22 protein-coding genes are annotated in these 25,468 nt (G+C 39.0%); 12 read left to right on the top strand and 10 right to left on the bottom strand.

What is annotated here, in order from left to right; genetic code table 11:
* Nucleotides 1-17 precede the first annotated feature (17 nt).
* The gene (locus E3U55_RS13390) at nucleotides 18-1,043 is read left to right on the top strand and encodes a nuclease-related domain-containing protein (RefSeq protein ID WP_194840922.1); all 1,026 of its coding nucleotides are present in this window, start codon (nucleotides 18-20) and stop codon (nucleotides 1,041-1,043) included.
* A 124-nt stretch (nucleotides 1,044-1,167) separates the two neighbouring features.
* On the opposite strand, the gene E3U55_RS13385 is transcribed toward E3U55_RS13390, so the two are convergent.
* Nucleotides 1,168-2,025: an ROK family protein gene (locus E3U55_RS13385; RefSeq protein ID WP_134340988.1), complete on the bottom strand. Its 858-nt coding sequence runs from the start codon at nucleotides 2,023-2,025 to the stop codon at nucleotides 1,168-1,170.
* Nucleotide 2,026: 1 nt separating this feature from the next.
* Nucleotides 2,027-3,631 (bottom strand): alpha-glucosidase, encoded by a 1,605-nt coding sequence (locus E3U55_RS13380; protein WP_134340987.1) that lies wholly within the window; start codon nucleotides 3,629-3,631, stop codon nucleotides 2,027-2,029.
* Between the two features lie 164 nt (nucleotides 3,632-3,795).
* On the opposite strand from E3U55_RS13380, the gene E3U55_RS13375 reads away from it, so the two are divergent.
* Nucleotides 3,796-4,962 (top strand): TraB/GumN family protein, encoded by a 1,167-nt coding sequence (locus tag E3U55_RS13375; protein ID WP_134340986.1) that lies wholly within the window; start codon nucleotides 3,796-3,798, stop codon nucleotides 4,960-4,962.
* Nucleotides 4,963-5,201: 239 nt separating this feature from the next.
* The gene (locus E3U55_RS13370; protein ID WP_134340985.1) at nucleotides 5,202-5,858 is read left to right on the top strand and encodes a hypothetical protein; all 657 of its coding nucleotides are present in this window, start codon (nucleotides 5,202-5,204) and stop codon (nucleotides 5,856-5,858) included.
* Between the two features lie 3 nt (nucleotides 5,859-5,861).
* Here E3U55_RS13370 and E3U55_RS13365 read toward each other — a convergent pair whose 3' ends face one another.
* Nucleotides 5,862-6,242 carry a DoxX family protein gene (locus E3U55_RS13365; RefSeq protein ID WP_134340984.1) on the bottom strand — a complete coding sequence of 127 codons (381 nt, stop codon included), beginning with the start codon at nucleotides 6,240-6,242 and terminating at the stop codon, nucleotides 5,862-5,864.
* Nucleotides 6,243-6,542: 300 nt separating this feature from the next.
* On the opposite strand from E3U55_RS13365, the gene rlmN reads away from it, so the two are divergent.
* Together rlmN and E3U55_RS13355 are read left to right on the top strand one after the other, a co-directional pair.
* The gene (rlmN, locus tag E3U55_RS13360; protein WP_134340983.1) at nucleotides 6,543-7,622 is read left to right on the top strand and encodes a 23S rRNA (adenine(2503)-C(2))-methyltransferase RlmN; all 1,080 of its coding nucleotides are present in this window, start codon (nucleotides 6,543-6,545) and stop codon (nucleotides 7,620-7,622) included.
* A 314-nt stretch (nucleotides 7,623-7,936) separates the two neighbouring features.
* The gene (locus tag E3U55_RS13355; protein ID WP_134340982.1) at nucleotides 7,937-8,662 is read left to right on the top strand and encodes a coiled-coil domain-containing protein; all 726 of its coding nucleotides are present in this window, start codon (nucleotides 7,937-7,939) and stop codon (nucleotides 8,660-8,662) included.
* Nucleotides 8,663-8,702: 40 nt separating this feature from the next.
* Here the strand turns inward: E3U55_RS13355 and E3U55_RS13350 are convergent, their stop codons facing one another.
* The 3 genes from E3U55_RS13350 to E3U55_RS13340 all read right to left on the bottom strand — a co-directional run bounded on the left by E3U55_RS13350 (nucleotide 8,703) and on the right by E3U55_RS13340 (nucleotide 10,751).
* Nucleotides 8,703-8,885 (bottom strand): H-type small acid-soluble spore protein, encoded by a 183-nt coding sequence (locus tag E3U55_RS13350; RefSeq protein ID WP_134340981.1) that lies wholly within the window; start codon nucleotides 8,883-8,885, stop codon nucleotides 8,703-8,705.
* A 54-nt stretch (nucleotides 8,886-8,939) separates the two neighbouring features.
* The gene (locus E3U55_RS13345) at nucleotides 8,940-9,137 is read right to left on the bottom strand and encodes an H-type small acid-soluble spore protein (protein WP_134340980.1); all 198 of its coding nucleotides are present in this window, start codon (nucleotides 9,135-9,137) and stop codon (nucleotides 8,940-8,942) included.
* A gap of 69 nt (nucleotides 9,138-9,206) precedes the next feature.
* Nucleotides 9,207-10,751, bottom strand: a complete 1,545-nt coding sequence (locus tag E3U55_RS13340) for a vanadium-dependent haloperoxidase (RefSeq protein ID WP_134340979.1) — start codon at nucleotides 10,749-10,751, stop codon at nucleotides 9,207-9,209.
* Nucleotides 10,752-10,958: 207 nt separating this feature from the next.
* On the opposite strand from E3U55_RS13340, the gene E3U55_RS13335 reads away from it, so the two are divergent.
* The 4 genes from E3U55_RS13335 to E3U55_RS13320 all read left to right on the top strand — a co-directional run bounded on the left by E3U55_RS13335 (nucleotide 10,959) and on the right by E3U55_RS13320 (nucleotide 15,349).
* Complete coding sequence (locus E3U55_RS13335) at nucleotides 10,959-12,104, top strand: acyl-CoA dehydrogenase family protein (RefSeq protein WP_134340978.1); 1,146 nt, start codon at nucleotides 10,959-10,961, stop codon at nucleotides 12,102-12,104.
* Between the two features lie 3 nt (nucleotides 12,105-12,107).
* Nucleotides 12,108-13,181, top strand: coding sequence for a CaiB/BaiF CoA transferase family protein (locus tag E3U55_RS13330; protein ID WP_134340977.1), 1,074 nt, complete (start codon nucleotides 12,108-12,110; stop codon nucleotides 13,179-13,181).
* A gap of 76 nt (nucleotides 13,182-13,257) precedes the next feature.
* The gene (locus E3U55_RS13325) at nucleotides 13,258-14,868 is read left to right on the top strand and encodes a long-chain fatty acid--CoA ligase (RefSeq protein ID WP_134340976.1); all 1,611 of its coding nucleotides are present in this window, start codon (nucleotides 13,258-13,260) and stop codon (nucleotides 14,866-14,868) included.
* A 16-nt stretch (nucleotides 14,869-14,884) separates the two neighbouring features.
* Nucleotides 14,885-15,349 carry a MaoC/PaaZ C-terminal domain-containing protein gene (locus E3U55_RS13320; protein WP_134340975.1) on the top strand — a complete coding sequence of 155 codons (465 nt, stop codon included), beginning with the start codon at nucleotides 14,885-14,887 and terminating at the stop codon, nucleotides 15,347-15,349.
* A gap of 282 nt (nucleotides 15,350-15,631) precedes the next feature.
* Here E3U55_RS13320 and E3U55_RS13315 read toward each other — a convergent pair whose 3' ends face one another.
* The 3 genes from E3U55_RS13315 to E3U55_RS13305 all read right to left on the bottom strand — a co-directional run bounded on the left by E3U55_RS13315 (nucleotide 15,632) and on the right by E3U55_RS13305 (nucleotide 19,111).
* Nucleotides 15,632-16,408: a 3-hydroxyacyl-CoA dehydrogenase gene (locus tag E3U55_RS13315; RefSeq protein ID WP_407644119.1), complete on the bottom strand. Its 777-nt coding sequence runs from the start codon at nucleotides 16,406-16,408 to the stop codon at nucleotides 15,632-15,634.
* Nucleotides 16,409-16,420: 12 nt separating this feature from the next.
* On the bottom strand, nucleotides 16,421-17,572 hold the full coding sequence (locus E3U55_RS13310; protein ID WP_134340973.1) for a thiolase family protein: 1,152 nt from the start codon (nucleotides 17,570-17,572) through the stop codon (nucleotides 16,421-16,423).
* A gap of 426 nt (nucleotides 17,573-17,998) precedes the next feature.
* Entirely contained in the window at nucleotides 17,999-19,111 is a 1,113-nt protein-coding gene (locus tag E3U55_RS13305) for a PQQ-dependent sugar dehydrogenase (RefSeq protein WP_134340972.1), read from the bottom strand.
* A 143-nt stretch (nucleotides 19,112-19,254) separates the two neighbouring features.
* On the opposite strand from E3U55_RS13305, the gene E3U55_RS13300 reads away from it, so the two are divergent.
* The 3 genes from E3U55_RS13300 (at nucleotide 19,255) to E3U55_RS13295 (ending at nucleotide 23,823) form a co-directional block, all read left to right on the top strand.
* Nucleotides 19,255-21,033, top strand: coding sequence for a S9 family peptidase (locus E3U55_RS13300; protein WP_134340971.1), 1,779 nt, complete (start codon nucleotides 19,255-19,257; stop codon nucleotides 21,031-21,033).
* A gap of 318 nt (nucleotides 21,034-21,351) precedes the next feature.
* Nucleotides 21,352-21,516 (top strand): hypothetical protein, encoded by a 165-nt coding sequence (locus E3U55_RS17435; RefSeq protein ID WP_153801954.1) that lies wholly within the window; start codon nucleotides 21,352-21,354, stop codon nucleotides 21,514-21,516.
* A 165-nt stretch (nucleotides 21,517-21,681) separates the two neighbouring features.
* Nucleotides 21,682-23,823, top strand: coding sequence for a 5'-nucleotidase C-terminal domain-containing protein (locus E3U55_RS13295; protein WP_228547567.1), 2,142 nt, complete (start codon nucleotides 21,682-21,684; stop codon nucleotides 23,821-23,823).
* Between the two features lie 175 nt (nucleotides 23,824-23,998).
* Here E3U55_RS13295 and E3U55_RS13290 read toward each other — a convergent pair whose 3' ends face one another.
* Nucleotides 23,999-25,459, bottom strand: a complete 1,461-nt coding sequence (locus E3U55_RS13290; protein WP_134340970.1) for an aldehyde dehydrogenase family protein — start codon at nucleotides 25,457-25,459, stop codon at nucleotides 23,999-24,001.
* Nucleotides 25,460-25,468 lie beyond the last annotated feature (9 nt).

Below are 25,468 nucleotides of genomic sequence, written 5' to 3'. Positions count from 1 at the left end.
GCATGATTATCAAACCTTTGTCAATTCAACCGTACCAACTGATGGTGGAAAGTTTGTTGTTAAGGCTGCCCACTCACCACTCAAAACACAACTTTATCGTGAACGCAGTAGGTAAGGAACGTGCAGGTTATTACGGTGAAAAGAAGTTAATGTATCCAATTAGTAAGATCGATTTTTCTCATGACTTACTATTCCAATTACGCTTGCCATTAAACGGTGCATACTTTCAAATGGATTCATTAGTTCTGACACCAAGGTTTTTATTAATAATGGAAGCGAAGAACTATAGCGATGATGTTGCTTTTGACAGTGATTTCTATCGAGTGGTTCAAAAACGCGGCGATGAAGTTCGTGTTTATGACGATCCTGTTCTCCAAGTAGAAGAACAGCGGTATCTGCTTCAAGTATGGATGGAAATGTTTAACTATCCAGACATCCCAATTGAGACATTGGTCGTTATGACCAACCCAAGTTTCCGGCCATCTGGTGATTCACGATATAAAGAAAAAATCATTCCCGTCAACAGGTTGTCGAGCAGACTACGTGAGATTTCAAGCCAGTATTCTAGACAAATTATTTCGAGAAAAGAAATAAGCCGCCTTGGACACGCTTTTCTTGATGCCCATGAACCATATGTCACATACCCAGACCGGCGCTTCGGCATTGTTGAACATGAATGGAATAAAGGTGTGTTCTGTATGGAGTGTGGAAGGCTGGGGATGAGGATGATGCGCATGCGTTGGGAATGTAATCGATGCGGCAGCCGCTCTGGAGATGCACACATTAATGCTATTAAGGATCGCTATTTGCTTGTGGGGCCGACGCTAACAAATGCAGAATTTCGAGAGATGACGGGAGTAAAGTCAGTTTATACAGCTAGCCGAATGTTGGGCCGTGAAAATTATAATAAATATGGGAAAAACAAAGGAAGAAAGCATAGATTGGAATATTCTTACGAAAAGGATTTTGGTTATTTAGAGTATTTGGTTAAGTTATATCAAGATAGGCAAATAAAATTCAAAAATAAGCAAATAAATTTTTAAAATAGGCAAATAAAATTTTCAAAAGAGCAAATATAAATTTTGAAGAAGCAAATAAAATTATAAAAAGAGCAAATAAGTTTTAAGATAACAACGAAAAAATCCGCCCTCAAGGCGGATTTTCTCATTATAAAACTAACTGAGCGGCGCCGAACATGCCGGCGTCGTTTTTAAATTGAGCAATTTTGATATCGAGGTCGTTCAGTAGCATTGGCTTGAGTTGTTCCATCAGGCCTTCCATCCAGTAATCGGATGCTTCGGACACACCGCCTCCAATCACAACCACTTCCATATCGAATGTGGCTTGAAGCGAACTGATCACAACCGCTAAATCGTAAGTGAATTCGCGAATCAGCTTCTTAGCGCCAGCGTCATCAGCTGTGAACAGTTCCTCTGGCGTATAAGGCAACCCAGCTTCCTCAATACGACGGCGCAAGGCACTGCCAGATACGTATTGTTCAAAGCAGCCACGTCGACCGCATGGGCATTCCACGCCACCAGGGTAAAGTGTCATATGTCCAAGTTCAGCCGCACCGCCATTCGGCCCACCTGACAGTAAGAAGTCATCGATAATGACACCGCCGCCAAGGCCTGTCCCAAGCGTTAAGCAAACCGTACGGTCGTATTCTTTCGCCGCACCAATTTTCGCCTCAGCCAATGCAGCGCAATTTGCGTCGTTATCGACTTCAACACGCAGACCCGTAACTTTTCCAAGCTGTGCCTTCACCTCAGTACCAGTCCATCCCGGCAATAGTTCAGTCGCATACACAATGCGTCCGTTTTTCGAATCGACAAAGCCGTGTGTTCCTATACCAATCGCTTCAACATCAGGGTGTTCATCTATAATTTTAAGAACCTCTTTTTCTAACAAATCATACAGCGGAAAAGCAGTTGGGACTTTATAATCAAGTTCGACGTTCATTGAATCATCTACAACACCCAACCTTACTTTTGTTCCGCCAATATCTACTCCAAGAACCTTCATGTTATTTCCCCTTTCTCTGGTCAAAAACAACTGCTTCCCATGGACGAAGCACGAGCTCATCACCAGAAGCTAACCCATCATAATTCTGAATCAACACCTCACCATGAGGCCGATCGAAGCGGTGTTCATTTGAGCTGAAATTACAGTAAATAACAAGTTGGGCAACACCATGAACACGCTCATACGCAAATACTTCAGGATGATTACGATGTAATAAACGAAAGTCGCCATCTGTAATAATGTCTTCCGACTTACGCAACTCAATCAACTTTTGATAGTAATAAAAAATTGAATCAGTGTCCTCAAGCGCAGCATCGGCATTAATTTCCCTATAATTCGGGTTAACAGCAATCCAAGGCTCACCAGATGTAAACCCACCATTCGCATCCTTCGACCACTGCATCGGCGTGCGTGCATTGTCGCGACCTTTCGCATAGATCGAGCGCATAATATCATCGTGCCCCACACCGGCTTCAAGTTTTTCCTTATACATATTCAACGTCTCTATATCTTTATAATCATCGATCGAATCAAACGTGACATTCGTCATACCAATCTCTTCACCTTGATAAATATAAGGAGTGCCTTGCATCATGTGTAGGCACGTCGCAAGCATCTTAGCCGATTTCACTCGAAAGTCGTCATCATCTCCAAACCGCGAAACAATCCTGGGCTGATCATGGTTATTCCAATATAAACTGTTCCAACCTACACCATGCAGAGCGTGTTGCCACTTTTCCAGATTCTCTTTTAAATCAACTAAATTCAATTCTCTAAAATCCCATTTACCGCCTGGGCCACCGTCTAAATCCATGTGTTCAAACGTAAAGATCATATTCACTTCACGGTTCTCCGGATCTGTATATATACGTGCGTCATCAGTCCCTGCACCGGGCATCTCACCAACCGTCACACAGTCATACTTCAATAAAACTTCATCATTCATCTCACGCAAAAACTCATGTATGCGTGGCCCATTCATAAAGTGCTGACTGCCATCGCCATCTGGTCCGTCCGGTAACGCTGGATCCTTAGATATAAAATTAATCACGTCCATCCGGAAGCCATCAACACCTTTGTCGAGCCACCAGCGCATCATTTCATACACTTTTTCTCTTAATTTAGGATTCTCCCAATTCAAATCCGGTTGTTTTTTAGAAAAGATATGTAAATAATACTGCTCGCGAGCTTCATCGTAGTCCCAAGCCGGCCCGCTAAACACAGACTTCCAATTATTCGGTTCGTCTCGCCAAATATAAAAGTCATCGTGCTCCTGAAACCACTTATGTTCATCCGACGTATGATTCACAACTAAATCCATCATCAACTTCATCCCACGTTGATGGATAGCGTCCAACATCTCATCAAAATCATCCATCGTGCCAAACTCACGCATAATCTTATAGTAATCTCGTATATCGTAACCGTTATCATCATTTGGCGAGTCATATACCGGGCTCAACCAAATGATATCGATTCCAAGTTTCTTTAAATAATCTAGCTTTTGTATAATACCTTGAATATCGCCTATCCCATCACCATCAGAATCCATAAAACTACGAGGGTAAATCTGATAGACGGTTGACTTCTTCCACCAATCTGTCACGGAATCCCACTCTCTTTTTTAAACTATTCTACCATAAGCCCATAGGTGTTTCAGCTTGCTATAAGTTTAAATTTTCCGATAAAGTTAACAAAATGTTATTTGTAAACGTAAATTTAATGATACACTATTTTTATGTAACAAATTTTAGGTTAAGAGGGTCTGTTATGTCAGAAGAAAATATCACTCGAATAAATTTAGATGGAAAAGAAGTTATTATAATCGGTACGGCACACGTATCGAAACAAAGTGCTGAGCAAGTTAAAGAAGTGATTGAAGCCGAGCAACCAGATTCAGTCTGTGTCGAGCTCGATCAACAACGTTATAAATCAATCAAAGACGGTAATAAATGGAAGGAAATGGATGTTTTTAAAGTCATCAAAGAGAAGAAGGCCACCATGCTTCTTATGAACATGATGATTTCATCTTTCCAAAACCGTATGGCCAAACAGTTTGGAATTAACCCAGGTCAAGAGATGATTCAAGGGATTGAGTCGGCTGAAGAAACAGATGCCAATCTTGTTTTAGCTGACCGAAATATCCAAGTGACATTCTCGCGTATTTGGCGAAACCTTGGATTTAAAGGGAAATTCAAGCTGCTTATGAGCATCGTATACAGCATATTTAATAATGAAGAAATATCAGAAGAAGAACTCGAACGCATGAAATCACAGGATATGTTGGATTCTGTTCTGCAAGAGTTCAGCCAGTCATTCCCTCGTCTGAAAAAACCTTTAATTGACGAGCGTGACCAATACTTGTCTCAAAAAATTAGAGAAGCGCCAGGGGATAAAGTTGTAGCTATTCTTGGTGCGGCACATGTTCCAGGCGTAAAAGAAGAAATCCATAGAGAAAATAATCTAAAAGAATTAAATAAAATACCACCAAAATCAAAAACACCAAAGATTATTGCCTGGGCAATCCCAATCTTTATTCTATCAGTAATTGTGTATACCTTTATTACGAATCCATCGGCAGGTACTTATCAGGCTTTATCGTGGATTTTGTGGAACGGTTCGCTTTCTGCTATTGGTGTAGCTATTGCCATGGGGCACCCTCTGGCTATACTCACCGCCTTCATAGTGGCCCCAATCAGTTCATTGAATCCATTATTGGCAGCCGGATGGTTTGCTGGTTTCGTTCAAGCCTTTGTTCGAAAGCCGAATGTATCTGACTTTGAACGACTTTCAGAAGATGTTCATTCCTTAAAAGGCTTTTGGCAAAACAAAGTCACACGAGTTTTATTAATCGTAGTTATGGCTAATATTGGAAGCTCACTAGGTACGTTTATCGGGGGAGCTGATGTCATCCGTGTGTTCTTAGAAAATTTATAAAAAGTAAGTTGTAGCGAGTGGCTCTTGAGGCACTCGCTTTTTTTTACCGTAAAAACTTGATGATAAACCAAGTTTTTCTCATAGAAAAAAACAAGGCCTCATAGAAAGCAGCTAAATTCTCGTAGAAGGCAGAGATTTTCTCATAGAGAGGAGATAAGTCCTTATAGAATCTCATATTCAACATGAGTCAATCGCCCGCATAAATATAATTAATATCAATATATAAAGGTGATTAAAAAATGGCTAGAAAAAAATTAGCGTTGGCGGCTACCGGTAAGGATGAAATGGCTTTTAAGTCTTGGGCGGTTAATTCGGTTGGACTTGAAAATGCGAGGCAATGGACATCGGGTAAAAATTTATTAGAACATCTAGTAGAGGTTTCTAATAATGGTCGGGATTGCATCGAGAAATTAATTATCTTCTCACACGCGTGGCCTTATGATTCAAATGGTAATCGAGGCGGCGTAAAAATTGGTGGGCCAGATCTTAATGGATTCTATTTAAAAAAGCAATTGTATGACCATGATGATGCAAGATATTTAAGTGATTTAGCTCGCTTAATCAGAAATGGGGAAGTTCAATTTTGTGAGGATAGTGAAATCATTTTTACGGGTTGTCGGGTAGCTTCAAGTGACTTTCCAAAGGAATTAGTTAAACTCACTAAAAGCACAGTCATCGCAGCAAATGGTTCAAGTTTTCCGAAACCTGGTAGTCCACCTGGTGACACAACAGGGGAATGGGTAAGTGGTGTCAATATGTGGGAAGAACAACAGGCGAATAAACAAGGGTTATATGTTGGGTGGTTGAAATATCAGTACAATCCAAACACCCAACAAGTAACCGAAGAGAAAGTTGGTAATCCTACAAAACACGGGTCTGTGTTTGATATTTGGTAAAACTTATTTCTTGAATAGTTTGCTTCCGTCATATTGTTGATAAAGTAAAAATAAAAGCCCTAACATCACAATATCTAAGCGTGCTTGGAATAACGTATGAACGATTCCACCGTGAAGCATTGGAAGTTTTGTCACAATCAAAGCACCAATGACAATCACCATGAGTGGAATAGTAGCTAGTTTAACATAACGGTTTAGTAAAATAAGCAAGCCGCATATAATTTCAATAATAGCAACAAGATACATGATAGTAATTGGTGATGGGAAACCCATGTTTGCGAAATTCGTTCCTAACCCATTGCCGGTTACTTTCATGAGTGCAGATACAATAAAGACAAACCCGACTAAATAACGGATCAGCTGAGTGGTTGTTACGTTAACCATGTTTCATCCCTCCTTAATGAAAAATTCGACGCCAAACACTAAAGGCGCATTTACTTAATCTATATGAGAATTTAAGACAAGCATGACAAGTTTTCAGAGGGCACTAAGGTAGGGGAGAACTCTAAACGGTGAAAAAAATGTTGAATCATCCCTGTGATCTGAGTTATAGTAAAGTGTTGGAAGACCTTACATCTTGCTATAACATGTTACAATTAGTAGTATAGGTAAAGGGTTAAAAGTACAAGGGAATTTATGGGCTTAGAACGAATAAATTTTCTTGAATTAGAAAGAGGTTTTAACATGCATAAAGAATCCATTTATGGATTGACCTACGAACAATTAAAGGATTGGCTTGTTGACAATGGAGAAAAACGATTCCGTGCAGACCAAGTGTGGGATTGGCTCTATCGTAAGCGCGTCAAATCTTTTTCCGATATGAAAAATGTGAATAAGAACACCATTCAGTTACTTGAAGACAATTATGAGGTTCAGACATTAACTGAAGCAGTAAAACAAGAGTCAAAAGATGGCACAATGAAGTTTCTATTTGAACTTCAAGACGGCAACTATATCGAAACGGTACTTATGCGTTTTGATTATGGCTTATCCGTTTGTGTGACGACTCAGGTTGGCTGTAACATTGGTTGCTCATTCTGTGCAAGTGGGATTTTACGTAAAAACCGTGACCTGACCAGTGGTGAGATTGTTGAACAGATTATGAATGTTCAGCACGATTTAGATGCTCGTGGTGATGGTGATCGTGTGAGCCACATCGTTGTAATGGGAATTGGTGAACCATTTGATAACTATGACAACACATTAGATTTCCTAAAAATTGTTAACGACCAAAAAGGTTTATCAATCGGTGCGCGTCATATTACCGTATCAACAAGTGGTCTAGCAGATAAAATTTATCAGTTTGCTGATGAGAATTTACAAGTGAACCTGGCTCTATCGATTCATGCACCGAACAATGAGCTTCGTACACGTATTATGAAGATCAACCGTGCATATCCACTTGAAAAACTCATGCCGGCCATCGATTACTATTTAGAAAAAACAAATCGACGCATTACGTTTGAATATATTTTATTAGATGATGTCAACGATCACGTGGAGGAAGCCAAGCAGCTAGTGGAATTATTAAAGGATAAACGTCACCTATCATACGTGAACTTAATTCCTTACAACCCAGTTGCTGACCACCCGTATGAACGTAGTCGTAAGCAAAACATCCTGAAGTTCTACGAAACATTACTGGAGAACAACATCAACTGTGGTGTACGTGTGGAACAAGGTAGTGACATTGACGCCGCTTGCGGTCAGTTAAGAAGTAAGCAGATTGAAAAAACAAAAAAGAAAAAACAGGTTAACGCCTAACTTATAAGAAGCGAGTATCCATATTGGGTACTCGCTTTTTTAAAACTTTTATTAGAAACTTTTAGCGTTTACTAGAAACTTCATATACTTTACTAGACAAACTCGAATGAATACTAGAAGAAATCAGTGATTTACTCGACAAAACAAGAAAAATACTAGACAGATTACAAGGTTTACTAGAAACTTTATTGAGATACTAGAAACTCAATTCTGATTAAAACTCACCCGGACTTTTGACTAACCAACATTAGACAGGCACTCATCGTTTAGGCTTTTGCATATGTTATAAGAGCAGACCTAAAGGAAGTGATAGTTTGGCTATATTTATAAATGATGGACAGTCAAATATATATCGTTCAAATGCTGAAATAAAAGAACCAAATCAACGACAGGTTGTGGTTGACCGGTTTTCTGAGTGGGTAAAAAAACAACAAATAATTAATCGAAACCTTACTCAATCCTATAATATGCTTAACCAACTCACTGAACGTCATGATCACACGCAAAAGAATATTCTACAAAAATTAAATGACTTTGAGAGTCGACATACAGGTCATGAAAAATTTAAAGAACAAACGTTACAACGTTTTTCTTCAATCAATCAAAAACAGATGAAAGTGGAGGATTGGATGAAACAAGAACAACAGGCTAAGGCGCAGTTAATGGATGAGCTTAGAAAACTGCATGATTCCAATCAACAAATCATTGAAGAATTACTTAAACAAGACGACTCTAATGAGGAATTGGCTGAACAATTAAAAGAAATATTTGCAGTTCAACAGCAGATTTCTGAACAAATCTTAAGTTATGATGAACAACAAAAACAAATTGTTAATCAACTAGAAAACCAAGAAGCCTTAATTGAAAAAGTTGCTCGTCAAATGACGAATTTCAGGTCCATTTTGTATGAAAGAAGTCATCACTTGGCTGAGAAGATAGAAGATAACTATGAATTAACCTCATCATATGTCCATCAGCTGTTATCTGGTAAAGAAAACCCAATGACATTTATGGTGTCCAAACAAAAAGATGATGACTAGCAAAAGGGACTCGTTTTGAACTAAACGAGTCCCTTTTACATTACTTTTTTTCTCTAAGGTTAGATAATTGCACCTCAAACTCATTGGCAGGGTCGTCGAGGTAGTAAACGCGAGCAACATCATTACCTTCTTCAACATGTTGAATAAAAATTCGTTTGCCATTGTATTGCACGTTGCAAATCTTGGGTGAGCTCGCAATTTCTTCAGCACGTAATCGATCCATCAAAGACCTCCTTTTATCATTAAAGGGTTATCTTAAGCGTTGCTTAACGCTTGATCACATGGTGTGGTTGGGGTCATCTTCGTATAAACCGTCTAAGTCTACTTCCTGTACTTGGTCCATGTTGTCTAATGGATAAATGGTAGCCGTGCCGTTGTCTTCATCAATTTCTTGAATATAAACGGGCACGCCATGGTATTTGACTTGAATGAGTGTGGGGGATGCGACAATGTCTTTTAGTTTTTGAATATCCATAGGAAACCTCCGGAAACGTAGTAGTATTATTTTTAACTTAATGAAACAAAATATACTGTATTAAATTCATTAACTAATCGTGATTGTTTTCCCGTTAAATTTGGTTAGAGTGAACCCTTTAAAATCTTCGTTAAATGAATGTCTATGGTCTTTTAAAATACTAATGGCTACTTTTTCTCCTAATTTGATTCCTTCAATACCATCCGATCGCCAATGAACACCAGCAAAATCACGACCTAGTGCAATATTTGAAGCTAATTTATTTAGTTCCCCTCCGATAGTTAATGTGGCTCCTTTGTAACGTTTAAGAGAAAGACCGTCTGATGAAGAAATAACTGGGTCAGGGATTTGGAAATTCTCATTGAAGAATGCTTTTAGAATTGTTACGCACGCCCCGGCAATTGTCGCATGACCTGCTGGGTAAGCAGGGTGTAAAGGTGAACCCTCAGGGAATGCCATGGGTAAAAGAAACGTGTCATACTCTTTATCGATTATTTTTAATGACTTAGAGTTAAGCAATTCTTGATGAACGGGAGCCTTCAATTTGTTGGTCAAATAATTGTGAACGAGCCCACCGTAGGCTTCAGGACGTAAACGGCGATGGACGATCCATTTTTGAAACCATGCAGCTTCTAGTGCAATGTTTGCCGATGAAGTAACCAAGTCTAATACTTGTGGTTCTCCAAAAGTAGCAAAGCCGATTTGAGTTTTTGAGTGTAAATACGGATTATTCGGATCAATGGCGTCTCTTCCAAACCCAATCAAAATCAAGCAAGCATTTAAAAAGCTTTGAAAGCTGAAATCTCGGTGTACCCACTCAGCAAGGTCACGGCCGTTCCGGATAAATCTACTCTTTTTATCATAATTGCTTGGCTCAGTTGGCGTTCCTCCGTTTTGAATGTGTAACCATTCGTTGTAAGTCGTCATAAAGTTATGGTCTGCTATAGTCGTTCGATTCTTTTGGGTGATTCTATTACTTCCATAAGGGATACTCTTCCACAAGAATTGCGATATCAACGGCCCTAGTAAATCTCCCTCACTGTTGCCACGAAAAATGGTGTCAGGTGTGACTTGACCGTCTTCTTTTGGTCCATTGTATTCTGAAAAACTAGAAAGATCCTCTGCTGCCAATCGAATCAGTTTGTTAGATTCATAGTCATTGAAAGAAACATCGCGTGTAATGGCGCGCCAATATACTTCCGCCATCTCACTAGCAATACCTGCACTGTTAATCGATGGAGGAGCAGGTATATCATATTGGTGTGAATCACGACCGACGAGCGAATAAGCATAAGCGGCTTGAGGGTTAACTAGTTTTGCAGGACCTGCTAGCGGGATGTTCTCCAAGTCATCTCGATTACCCGAGTTTAAAGCTTGATTAAGAGATTCATAGGCACCCTGATCAACTACTCCTAAATCGTTATGGGGTAACCCCTTTGAAAAGTTACCTATTTTATTTGGATAATGGCACTCATCTTGATTACAATTTTCTTCTAACAACGGGTCTTTCCTGAAGTTTGATAGAGCAGCATTCTCTCTAACTTGATAGGCCGTATTCCTTCTTTGAACAGGGCTTAATGGGCCGATTTCACAGTCGTCTTTGTGTTGACGCATTTTGCATCATCCTCTATTTAATATATTTATACTTTATGATTATTAATAAGTATTGAGTGGGTGATATAACTTGGATTAAAGGCATTTCATTCTATCTTTGTTTGCTATTTCATACACTTTACCAGTAAGCAGAATCGTGATATTTTAATATTAAGAAAATTTAAAAAAATAAACAGATGATGATTTCATATAAAGGGGAGTATGTGAATGTCTCCAAGGTATTTAAGCGAAGAGCATCAATTATATCGTCAATCACTAAAAAAATTTATGGATAAAGAAGTCGTACCATATTTTGAGCAATGGGAAGAGGACCGGTTGATTCCTCGTGAATTGTGGACAAAGATGGGAGAAAACGGGTTTCTATGTCCATCGGTTAATGAACAATACGGAGGGTTAAATGCGGACTTTGGTTATTCCGTTGTATTCAATGAAGAGATCGAGCGTGTAGGTACAGGCTTAGTAGGGTTAGGCTTACATAATGATATCGTTGTTCCATATCTTGATTCTTTTGGAACAGAGGAACAAAAAGAACGTTGGCTCCCTAAGTGTGTGTCTGGGGAGTATATTACGGCGATTGCGATGACTGAACCAGGTGCGGGTTCTGATTTGGCAGGTGTGAAAACAACTGCAATTAAAGATGGGGATCATTATATATTAAATGGTCAAAAAACGTTTATTACAAACGGGATTCATGCAGATTTAATTGTAGTTGTCGCTAAAACAGATCCACAAGCGAATCCAGCACATAAAGGAATTAGTCTGCTTGTAGTTGATAAAGATATGCCTGGATTTTCTAGAGGTCGTAAGCTGGACAAAATTGGTTTGCACTCTCAAGATACGGCAGAACTCTTTTTTGAAGATGTAAAGGTTCCTAAAGAAAACCTAATCGGTAAAGAAAATAAAGGATTTTATTACTTAATGGATAAACTGCAACAAGAGCGCTTAACCGTTGGAATTAGCGGTCAGGTAGCTGCAGAAGAAATGCTGAAAATGACCACAGAATATGTAAAAGAGCGCCGGGCTTTTGGGCAGTCAATTTCGAAGTTCCAAAACGTTCAATTTAAACTTGCTGAAATGGCGACAGAAATTAAAATCGGTCGAACATTCTTAGACGATGTAATCGAGCGCCATATGAATGGTGAAAACGTGGTGAGTGATGTCTCAATGGCGAAATGGTGGATCACAGATATGGCGAGGCGAACCGCCAGTACGTGTATGCAGTTGCATGGGGGTTACGGATATATGGAAGAATATCCGATTGCTCGCCGTTATCGAGACATCCCTGTGTCGTCGATTTATGCAGGTACCAACGATATTATGAAAAATATCATTGCTAAAAATATGGGGCTGTAGGTTATGTTGCAAGGTGTTAGAGTTATAGATTTTTCCCAATACTTACCCGGCCCTTTCGCAACCCTTCGATTAGCAGATTTGGGGGCTGAAGTAATCAAAGTTGAGCCTCCTCAAGGAGACCCCTCTCGCTTCATGGCGCAAAAAACCTTGTATGCTGCGAATAATCGTGGCAAAAAAAGCGTTGTGATTGATCTGAAGGAAGAAAAAGGACAAGAGCAAGCACTGAACCTTTTAAAAAAGGCGGATGTCGTGGTTGAAAGCTTTCGTCCTGGAGTGATGGATCGACTCGGGTTAGGTTTTGAGGATGTGAAAAAGGTAAATGAGCAGATTGTCTACCTTTCGCTAACTGGCTTTGGGCAACATAGCTTCTATTCTAATCAAGGGAGTCATGACATTAACTATTTGGCAATGAGTGGGATGTTAAGTCAGCTAAAAGATGAGCACGGTACACCAATTTTGCCGACGAATACGGTCGCTGATTTAATAGGTGGCATTACAGCTAGTGAAGCGATTCTTGCAGCTTTATTTCTAAAAGAACGTACCGGGCAAGGGAAATATATTGATTTAGCGATGACCGATGCCGTTTTTTCTATGATGGGGAATCATGTGATGTTAAATCAATTTGCTAATCTATCAGACGGAATCCCTGTTTTAAATGGAGATTATGCTAATTACCGAATCTATGAAACGAAGGACAGTCGGTACATGTCTTTAGGTGCGCTGGAGTATAAGTTTTGGCAAAATTTCTGCCAAGCTGTTAATCGACAGGATTGGTTAAAAAATTTTCCGAATCAGCTCAAAAATAAAGATGTCACCGAAAATGTTAAGCAATTGTTTATGACGAAAACCTTTAATGAATGGATTGAATTAGGTGAGATGCATGATTGCTGTCTATTCCCCGTCCTTGAAATAGATGAAGTAATGAACAGTCAGTATATTGATGAACGTGATTTAATTCATTGCGAAAATGGTTTACCTTTTGTACAACCTCATAATGGATACGTTCATAAAAGCTATCAAACTGCAAAACTGGGTGAACATACAAATGATATATTGTCCACTAAAGACCCAACATGATTTTAAAGGTGTGAATAACCCGTTTAATGACGGGTGAATAATAAAAACTTTTAATTGAAAAAGGAGAGGGTCCAATATGATGGAAGGTGCTTTACTCATCAGCAAGATGCTTGAACGGGCAGAAAAATTATTCCCTAAGAAAGAGGTTGTCTCTCGAACATCCTCGGGAATTCATCGTGTGTCATATCGAGAAATTGGTGAACGAACAAGACGATTATCAAGTGCTTTAGAAAAACTCGATGTAGAGCGTGGTGACAAGGTAGCCACTCTAGCTTGGAATGATCACCGCCACTTAGAGACTTATTTTGCTGTTCCTGGAATGGGAGCTGTATTACACACCATTAATGTTCGTCTATCTCCACAACACATTACTTATATTATTAATCACGCAGAAGATAAAGTTTTGTTAGTTGATCCAATGTTTTTACCGATTTTACAAGCCATTAAAGATCAGATTCCAACAGTTGAAGCCATTATTGTTATGACAGATGATTCACTACCTGATTCAGAACTTTCTCCTCTATACTCCTATGAAGATTTAATTGCCAATGCAAATCCGAATTATGAATTTCCAAAAGATATTGATGAAAATGATCCAGCTGGAATGTGTTTCACTTCAGCGACAACCGGAAAACCTAAAGGCGTAGTTTATACCCATCGTGCCATTACACTTCACAGTTTTGCATTAGGATTGTCTGATTCAGCAGCCATTTCGGAGTCAGATGTCGTGATGCCGGTAGTTCCGATGTTCCACGTGAATGCCTGGGGGATGCCTTTTGCTTCAACCTGGTTTGGTTCAACACAAGTCATGCCCGGACCGGCCTTTACACCAGAGTTATTAGCAGAATTGATTACAAGTGAAAAGGTTACGATTACGGCTGGTGTACCAACCATTTGGTTAGGCTTATTAAAAGAATTAGATGCAAACGCTGCAAGATACGATATGTCATCATTACGAGCGGTACTTTGCGGTGGTTCAGCAGCTCCAATGGGCATGATTCGTGCTTTTGAAACCAAACACAATGTGCCATTCATCCATGCTTATGGTATGACAGAGACAACACCACTTGCGACACTTTCTCGACTAAAAAGTTACCAAGAAGATCTATCATCTGAAGACCGATTAGAAGTTCGTGCGAAACAAGGTTATCTCGTACCAGGTCTTGAAATGAAAGTCGTCAATGATGAAGGCGAAGTAGAGTGGAATGGTGAAGATATGGGTGAACTGCTTCTTCGTGGACCATGGATTGCCGATGAGTATTATAAGGACGAGCGAACGGAAGAAGCTTTCCAGGATGGTTGGTTACACACAGGTGATATTGTAACGGTTGATGAAGAAGGAGTTATTAAAATTGCTGACCGTACCAAAGATTTAGTTAAAAGTGGTGGGGAATGGATTTCAACGATCGATTTAGAAAATGCACTAATGGCTCACGATGCCGTCTTTGAAGCAGCAGTTATTGGTGTTCCTCATCCTGAGTGGCAGGAGCGTCCACTAGCAGCAGTTGTGCTAAAATCTGATGTCGTTACAAGTAAGGATGAACTGCTCGAATTTCTTAAACCGCAATTCGCTAAATGGTGGTTACCGGATGACATTGTCTTTATGGATGAAATTCCAAAAACTTCAGTAGGTAAATTCCAGAAAAATAACTTAAGAGAACAGCTGCAAAATCACTTAACGGTGTAATGATGAGGGAACTCGCATGATGCGAGTTCCTATTCCTATTTCAAGAGGTGAAGAGATGAAATTAAAGGAGTTTGATGTCGGGCAAACGTTTCTAACTGAGCCGGTTGTTGTGACTAAGGAAGCAATTCTGCAATTTGCTGAACAAAATGACCCTCAATATTTTCATTTAGATGAAGAAGCGGCTAAGGACGGTCCTTTCGGTGGGCTCATAGCTTCAGGCTTTCAAACATTATCAATAGTTTGGGTTGAATTCATTAAGAAGGATATTTTAGGTCGTGATTGTTTGGGTGGGATGGGGATGAATCAAGTTGTTTGGCGTGCACCGGTTTATGCTGGAGATGAACTACGAGGAGTTTTTACGGTCTCTAGCAAAAAACAGCTAGATAACTTTAAAGGGATACTAAATCTAGATATTCAAGTGATAAACCATGAAGAACAAGAGGTCATGAGTTGCGATACAATGATCATGATGAAGGTTTAATTATGATGTTTTAGTTATTAAATTCAGAATATAGTGTGCTATTAATGCTAGAAGTTGATTTATTTCAAGAAAGGATTAGTGGATTGCATTTTTGATAATAAGCGAAAGGCGGCGACTCCTGCGGGAACAGCGCGAGCCGAAAATCACGCAAAACGAACGGAAGTGAGTTTTGGGAAGTTGAGGCCGTGCCCGCGGAAAGCGTCCGCCTGTAGCGATTCGTAGAATCAAAAAACTTAACTTATGATATAAAAAAGCTGACCGATGCGTTCGGTCAGCTTCATTTTATTTTGGTTGCATACGAATGGCACCGTCTAGTCGGATCACTTCTCCGTTCAACATTGGGTTTTCTATAATGCTTTCAGCAAGCTTCGCATATTCTGTTGGATAACCTAAACGAGATGGGAATGGTGTCATCGCACCAAGAGCTTCACGCGCTTTTTCCGGTAGTGAAGCAAAAAGTGGTGTGTCAAACAATCCAGGAGCAATAGTCATCACACGAATGCCATGTGGCGATAAGTCACGAGCAATTGGCATCGTCATTCCGACAATCCCACCTTTAGAAGCACTGTATGCCGCTTGACCGACTTGACCTTCATACGCTGCTACTGAAGCGGTATTAATAATAACTCCACGCTCGCCTTCTTCGCTCGGTTCATTTGACGTCATCACATCCGCCGCTAACCGAATCATATTAAAAGTTCCTACAAGGTTGACTTGAATAACCTTTTGGAAGGATTCTAGATCATGAACCCCTTTACTACTAATTGTTTTCTTGGCAGCTCCGATACCGGCACAATTTACGACCAAATGTAACTGGCCGAATTCTTCTTTTGTCTGTTTTAAAGTTTCTTGAACACTTGCTTCATCGGTCACATCAGTTTTTACAAATATAGCCCGTTCAGCACCTAGTTCACCTTCTAAGGCACGACCTTTTTCTTCTTGTAAATCAGCTATAACAACTTTCGCGCCATTTTTAACAAGGTTTCTTACCGTAGCTTCGCCTAACCCTGATGCTCCTCCAGTCACTAACCCTACCTTCTTTTCAATATCCAAGATCATTCCTCCTATCTATTAATCGATTCGTTCAATGATTGTCGCGTTTGCCATTCCATGACCTTCACACATTGTTTGTAAACCATAACGTCCACCAGTGCGCTCAAGTTCATAGACTAGTGTCGTCATTAATTTAGCTCCACTAGCACCTAACGGGTGGCCAAGCGCGATAGCCCCACCGTTTACATTTAACTTCTTAGGGTCTGCCCCTGTTTCATCTAACCAAGCTAATGGTACGGGAGCGAATGCCTCATTCACTTCAAATAAATCAATATCGTCAATTTTCAATCCAGCTTTCTTAAGCACTTTTTCAGTTGCTGGAATTGGTCCTGTTAACATGAGGGTTGGATCTGAACCTACAACAGTACGGGCAACGATTCTGAATTTAGGTTTTAAACCAAGTTCATCAGCTTTTTCTCGCGACATGAGTAATAACGCTGCCGAACCATCACTTATTTGACTCGCATTTCCCGCGTGAATCACGCCGTCTTCTTTAAAAACAGGGTTTAGTTCACCTAATTTTTCAGGCGTTGTTTCGCGACGTGGACCTTCATCTGCTGTGATCGTTTGAGTTGATCCATCTTCAAGCGTCACTTCTATTGGGAACGTTTCTTTTTCAAATCGTCCTTCTTCTTGAGCTTTAATAGCTTTTTGATGACTTTCATAAGAAAATTCATCTAGTTGCTCTCTCGAATATCCCCATTTTTCAGCAATTCGTTCGGCAGATAATCCCTGGTTAATCATTTCATACTTCTCTGTTAATTTTGGGCTGAATGAAGCGCCATTCATGTTTGAGAACATTGGAACACGCGACATATTTTCAATCCCTGCTGCAACAACGACATCCATATCGCCACTTAATATAGCTTGTGATGCAAAATGTACCGCTTGTTGACTTGAACCACATTGACGATCAAGTGTTGTACCAGGAACCTCAATTGGATATCCCGCAATTAGAGCTGCCACTCTTCCGATATCTGCAGCTTGCTCTCCAACTTGAGATACACAACCCATAATGACATCCTCTACATGACTTGGGTCGACACCAGCTCTTTCCACCACTTCTTTTAATGCTAATGCGGCTAAATCATCCGCTCTCATATGACTTAATAAACCTTTGCGACGTCCAACCGGCGTTCGCACAGCTTCTACAATAACTACTTCTCGCATGATGATACCCCTCTCTTTTGTACGTGTTTTAATTATAACAAATTATTAAAATTATCTGAAAAAAATCACACAAAAAATCAGCCCTTAGACGTACAAGAATTCAATCCTTGAGAGGTGGGGAAAGCTACGTAATTCGAATGATCTTAAGTAGTCTCCAAAAAATATAGTGAATGAATTTCAAAGGGCATCGACGAACTCGCTATTCTTGTCGGGCAATCATTAGGCGTTTTGTATAAAAGATATTATGCAGAAAATACCCAGAACAAGTTGCAGTTTTAGTGCTTGTCGTTCAACGACCAGTTGGAATGGATGACTTTTTAAATGAACTAAACCCAACTGCTGCGGGGTGGATCTCTCGCCACTACTACCCATTTACTCGCCATAAACATAAAGAGAGGCGTACCTCATTTGGAGACGCCTCTTTATTTATGATTCACCTTTTAATTTTAATCGTAATAACTGGTCGTCATTTTCATCAGGATTACCTCGTCCATCGCGGTTACTTGTAATGGTATATAAATATCCATTTTTGATGTAGATATCACGCATACGCCCGCTGTCTTCGTAGGAGGTTACAGCCTTTCCTGTCTCTATATCATAAGATATAATTTTTGAACCTCGAAGCCCTGCAATGTATAGCTTGCCATTGTAATAATCCATTCCTGATGGGGCCCATGTATTGTTGCCAGTATGGTAAATTGGACTAATCATTCCTTGGCGCTCCTGATCGCCTTCAATTAATGGCCAACCATAATTACCACCAGATTTAATGATGTTAATCTCATCATGAGCACTGTTTCCGTGTTCTGAACTATACATGGTGCCATTTTCATCCCAAGTCATTCCTTGTGGGTTACGATGCCCGTATGAATAAATAAAAGATCCTCGAAATGGATTATCTTCAGGTATGGACCCATCTAAGTTTACTCTTAGAATTTTACCAGCTAAACTGTCTAAATTTTGAGCCTGCATTCGATTAATTGCATCCCCCGTAGTGACATACAATTTATTGTCTGACCCAATTTCTAAACGCCCACCATTATGGTATTGAGCTCCTGGTATGCCTTCAATGATGACATTGACCTCTTCCCATTGATTATAATTTTTTTCTAATAGCACAACACGATTAAGAATTTGATTGTCATGTTGATACGTATGATAGACATAGGCTTGTTTTGATTCTTCAAAATCTGGCGCTAAGACAAAACCTAATAAACCACCCTCGCCATAAGGTAATACCTCATGAGATAGAATAAGTTCTTGTTCATTTATCTCTCCACGTTCATTAATTTCAAGTAATCGACCCGTCCGTTCAGTAACATAGAAGGTTTCTTCATGTTTATCAATAGACCATGGGATCGCTAGCTTCTCAACTAATGTCACACGATCTTCTTCATTTAATCTTATTGGCGCTTTTTCTTCTAATTGAGTATTAGCTACTACACCTTTACTTGTTTCTAAAGAATTGTCGCCAGAGGTCTTGCTTGTACAAGCTGTTACGAGTAAAAAGGTGCAGATGATGAGTGTCAGTCTAGTCATGATTGAAACCTCCATTCTATAATCTACATATTACCTATTTTTCCCAAAAATAAACCACAAAAAATATTTCGATTGTCGTAGGATTTTAAGATTTTTTAGCGAAATAAGTTATGTAGAGCAAATTAAAGGGGAGGCATAACTTAATGAAATTTAAAAAACCAGATGTAGAACTATTTTTTCAAACGTTTGGCATTCAAGGATTTGCGGTGAGTCCTGACGAATCGCAAATTGCATTTTCAACAAATTTAAATGGTAAATATAATCTATGGGCCATGGATTTACCAAACACTTTTCCGTATCCATTAACATTCCATAATCAAAGCACGGGATCACTACAATATGATAAAAATGGTGAGTTTATATTATTAGAATCAGATCAAGATGGTGATGAAAATACGCAGCTATACGCTATTCCACCTCAAGGCGGTGAGCTCAAGCCCGTGCGTACATCAGAAGGGCACCGTCACATGATGCCGATGGTTTCAAATGATGGGAAAAAGGTTTATTACACATCAAATAAAGAAGACCAGACTTTATTAAAATCTTATGTCTATGATATTGAAAATGACAAGGAAGAAATCTTTCTTGAAGGTGAAGGCGCACCAACTTATTTAGCGAAAAAGAGCCCTGATGAATCTAGTTTTACTTATTTAAAAATGTTCGCTAATACCTCGCAGTTAGCCTTTGCGATCTATAAAGGAGAACACCACCGATTAACGCCAGAGACAGATGAACAGCATACATTTAGTGGATTGGAATTTGTTTCTGAAACAGAAATCTATTTTACGACGACTTATAATGCTGATTTCTCTTATCTTGCAAAATATAATTTAGAGACAAAGGAATTTAAGAAAGTAAAAGAATTAGAAAAAGAGGCATTAACGGATGTTAAATATGATGAATCATCAAACTCTCTTTATCTAGTAGGTGTAAAAGGTGTCGTGGACTCATTCTACCGATATGACTTAGAAAACGGTACGCTTGAGGAACTTGATGCCCCAGTAAGTGTTATTGAGCAAGTTAAAGTAGCTAAGTCAGGGAATGTCTATTTAATGGGTCGTTCAGCGACGGTACCTTTTAACATTTATAAATATGCTAACGGTAAATGGGAACAGATGACGAATTATGGAGTTCCTGGCGTGGCTAAAGAAGAAATGGTAGACCCAGAGATTGTGAATTATCCTTCGTTTGATGGAACGGAAATTGAAGCAATGTTCTTCCGTGCAAAGCCTGAAAACGATAATGGTCATGTCATCTTATGGCCGCACGGTGGACCACAAGCAGCGGAACGTTCGTTCTTCCGTGCGCTATTCCAGTTCTTAATCTATCAAGGATACAGTATCTTCACTCCGAACTTCCGTGGTTCAACCGGTTATGGCTTGAAGTTCACAAAAGTAATTGAAGGTGACTGGGGACATGGGCCGCGTCTAGATAATGTTGAAGGATTAGAGTGGTTGATCAAGAATGGTTATGCTAACCGCGATAAAATCTTCTTAATGGGTGGAAGCTACGGTGGATATATGGCACTACTATTACACGGACGCCACCCAGAATATTTCAAAGCTGTCGTCGATATCTTTGGTGTAAGTAATCTATTTAGCTTCGTTAATACGGTGCCAGAACACTGGAAACCGATGATGAAACAGTGGGTAGGAGATCCAGAGAAGGATAAAGAAAAATTTGAAGAGGACTCACCAACAACTTACTTAGAATCAATGACGAAGCCGATGCTCGTTATTCAAGGCGCGAAGGATCCGCGAGTCGTTAAAGCGGAATCGGATCAAATCGTAGAAGCGTTAGAAAAACAAGGAACTGAAGTAGAGTACTTAGTGCTCGATGATGAGGGCCACGGTTTTTCTAAGAAAGAAAATGAAATTAAAGTCTATAAAAAAGTACTCGAATTCTTCGAGCAATATGTATAAAGGTGCTTATTTAAACCTAGTCGTAGATAATACGGCTAGGTTTTTTTATGGTTTACTGGCGGTTCAACAATTAGTTTATCAATATTGTCTTTATGAAAAACGGTGAGAAGGCAGTATGAAGCCATTTCTAAAATCAGAAAAATTCAACACTTTATAACTTTAAAGCATTTTTAAAAATGAAGTATATGCTTATATGTGTAAGAATACATAAATTTATAAAAGAATTTTATATTTAAGGTTGTAATTACCGTAAAATTTGATATTATATACTTGTAAATGATAATAAATCACAATTTTTAATGGAAGGGGATGAGGGGCATGGAAACATCTCTTATCTTTGTATCTTTATCAGTGTTCTTAACTTTCCTAGTACTATACGCAGCAGATAAGGTTATTTCTCTCATTAAGAGAAAGAAATCAACCCTTCAGATAAATGAAGTTTCAAACGGACTAGACATGGAAGTAGAAGTAGGACATCGCTAATAATGTCAAAACGGCTCGCCAAATTGGTGGGCCTTTTTTTATACCCCAAAATTTTTTGTAATATTTGCTAGTGATATTGGATTAATTTACATTAAATTAACAATATTTGATAGATTAGTATGTTATATTTATAGTGATATGTTACATAGAAAGGGGAAATAGGGGATGAAAAAATTAATGAAGAAGAAGTTTTTCTTAATTTTTATGTCATTTTCTATCATTCTACCAATCGGTAGTTTGTATGCAGAGGATGACGATTATGTATCAGTTCAACTTTTAGGTGTAAATGACTTACATGGTCAAATTGATTATGAGAGTTACTTTGCTGATTTCGATGGAGATGGTGAAGAGGATCCAGCTGGACGAGCGGATTACCTAGCCTCTTACTTGAAGGAAAGAGAAGCAGATAACCCAGAGAATACTTTAGTTGTAAACTCGGGTGATATGATTGGTGGTAGTCCATTAGTTTCTGCAGCTTTTCAAGATGAACCAACAGTAGAAATTATGGAAGCGATGGGAATGGATGTTGGAACTCTAGGTAACCACGAATTTGATGAGGGTGTGGATGAGCTGCTACGTATGATTAATGGTGGTGACCACCCGAATGGTACTGAGGGTTATGATGGCATGGACTTCGCGAATGTTGCTGCGAACGTACAGTATAAAGATACTAAGGAATTATTGATTGACCCTTATGTAGTAAAGGAAGTAGGCGGACAAAAAATTGGTTTCATCGGTGTTGTAACGACTGAAACGCCTAACATGGTTATAAAAGAAGGTAATGAGAACGTTGAATTTACTGATGAAGTTGAAGCCATTAATAAGTACGTCCCAGAATTAAAAGAGCAAGGTGTAAAATCAATTGTTGTATTAGCACACAACCCTGGTTTCCAAGAAGGTGAAACAATAACAGGTGATGCAGCTCGTATTGCAAATAATGTAGATGATGAAGTTGATGTGATTTTTGCAGCGCATAATCATGTTGAGAATAATGGTTATGTAGATGGAAAACTAATCGTTCAAGCTTATTCATATGGTACGGCTTTTTCAGATGTTGATTTGAAAATTAATGCGACAACAGGTGACATTGTTGATGCTAAAGCTGAGATTGTAACAGTTGCTCAACATGGAATGGAACCAAATGAAGAGGTAGCAGCTATTCTTCAAAAATATGAAGATAAAGTGGCTGAAATTAAAAACGAAGTTATAGGTGAAGCGAAAACAGAATTAATTGGTGGTTATGCCGAGCGTGGTGAAGTTGGAGACAATGCTTTAGGTAATTTAATCGCCGATGGCATGAAGTGGGCAATGGATGCTGACTTCGCTCTTATGAACGGTGGCGGTATTCGTGCGAATATTGACCAAGGTGATATAACTTACGGTGAAGTGTTCACAGTTCAACCGTTTGGAAACGTATTGAACAAGGTTGAATTAACTGGTGCAGATCTTGAACAAGTGTTGAACAATCAAATTAGCGAACAATACGGTCCAGACTACAGTGTTGCTGGTTTCAACTATACTTGGCAAGATGCGACACAAGAAGTAGTTAACATTTATTTACCAGATGGCACGAAAATTGACCCAGATGAAAATTATACAGTAGTGGTAAATAACTATATGTATGGTGATACAGATAGTGAAATTGAAAAACTATCAGAAAACATGGTAGTTGGACCAACGGACTTAGATGCTACAGTAGATTATATAAAAACTCTTGAAGGACCTATTGAATATAGAGAAGAAGGACGTATATCTGAAGTCGAGCTAGAATTACCATTTAGTGATATTTCTGCTTCGGACCAGGCATATAAAGTTCTTTATGAACTGGCTGAACAAGGTGTTTTCAAAGGTGTTTATGAAGGGAAATTCAATCGTAATAAACCAGTCACAAGAGCAGAGTTTGTTCAATTATTAAATAATGCTCTAGAACTTGAAAGTGATGGTAACATCCACTTTACAGATGTAGAAGGCGATCGTGCAGCGGCTATAGATGCTGCATATGATGCGGGTATTATAGCTGGACGAACTGAAGATAAATTCGTTCCAAACGGTAGTATGACACGTGCAGAAATGATTACTGTGCTAACTCGAGCTTATAAGTACGTAACAAATGATGAAGTTACACCTTCTGAAAAATCTGTATTTAGTGACGCTTATAGTTTTAGTTGGGCGAAAAGTGCGATTTTACAAGGTCACGCGCTTGGGTTGGTAGAGGGCTATCCTAATGGCCAATTCAAACCATTTTCATCAACAAGCCGTGTAGAAGCAGCATATGTTATTTATAATTGGTTGAATATTTTAGAATAATATATAAATGTGTTGACGTTGGAAATAAGTGAAATGTCAATTATGCTTCTCTAATTGTAATATTCTTTATCTATTAAAGTTAGATAATAGAATTCTCTAGACAAAAAATGGCTCCCCTTAAGTATAGTATTACTTCAAGGGGAGCTTATCATTTTTATAACAGAGAGAATATATTTTATGAGTATGGGAATTGCTTTCGAGTGTGTTGTACCGAAATCCATTTAGTCGTTGTGAAGGCATCTAAACTCCAGTCACCGTTTAAACGACTTACCCCAGAATTTTTCATGCCTCCAAATGCAACGTTTGGCTCATCATTGATGGTTCCATCATTAATGTGAATCATGCCAGTATCCATTTCTTTGGCCAATTCTGCTCCGCGCTCTATGTCTTGTGTGTGAATAGCACCGCTAAGTCCATATGATGTATCATTCGCAATTTCTAAAATCTCTTGATCATTAGAAACCTTCATTATTGATACAACCGGAGCAAATAATTCTGCTTTAGCAAGCTTCATATCACGTTTAACTTCGTCAAAAACTACAGGCTCAACGATGTTTCCATTCACATTACCTCGAATTATTGGTTTGGCACCTTCTTTTATACCCTCTTCAATAAGTTGTACAGTGTTTTGTACTTGTCTTTCATTGATTAAAGGACCAATTATTGTATTTGAGTTCTTGGGATCTCCAGTTGTAAGTCTCGATACTTTTTCTACAAATTTTTCCACAAATTCGTCATATACTTTTTCATGTACGATTAATCTGTTCGCAGACATACAAATTTGCCCTTGGTGAGTAAAACGACTAAAGACAGCTGCACTTACGGCTAGATCTATATCTGCATCATCTAGCACAACTAATGCACTATTACCGCCTAATTCTAAGTGAACCTCTTTTAAATTCTCTCCAGCTACTTTACCTATATGACGACCAACCTTAGTTGAACCAGTAAACGAAATTGAACGGGGGATGGGGTGTTCAACAAAATTGTCACCAATTTCGGCAATCTCAGTAGTAACAACATTTAATAATCCTTTAGGTAAACCAGCTTCTTCAAAGATTTTTGCAATCATGGTACCACCAGTAATCGGGGTATCTTCATGAGGCTTTAAGACGACACCATTACCTGCCCCTAATGCCGGTGCAACAGATTTCATAGATAGAAAGAATGGAAAGTTAAACGGGCTGATTATCCCTACAACGCCAAGTGGTACACGGTAAACTCTATTTTCTTTACCATCAGTTGGTGAAGGGAGAATTTGACCATTCATTCTAAAAGGAAATGTTGAAGCTTCTTTAATCATATTAATGACTAATCCAATCTCAAATTCTGCCTTTAAACGAGTTCCACCAATTTCATCAATAATTACTTCTACAATTTTTTCATGGTTATTCTCAATATACTGATGTGCTTTCTCAAATACTTCCCTTTGAACGATAGGGTTAGTTTTTTCCCAGCTTTTTTGTGCTTCTTTAGCAGTCTCATAAGCTTGATCTAAATCTTCTTTAGAGGCTGCATGATAAGTCGCCAACAATTCATTATCAAATGGATTTCGATTTTCCATTTTTCTATCACTGGATCCATCACGCCACTGGCCGTTTATAAATTGATTGTGTAATTGTTTTAGTTCGTTCATTTAATATGC

It is taken from the genome of Filobacillus milosensis (genome assembly GCF_004402015.1).
In the GTDB taxonomy this organism is placed as follows: domain Bacteria; phylum Bacillota; class Bacilli; order Bacillales; family Alkalibacillaceae; genus Filobacillus; species Filobacillus milosensis.
The sequence above is the reverse complement of the archived record's forward strand: the minus strand, read 5'-3'. Positions and strand labels throughout refer to the sequence as shown.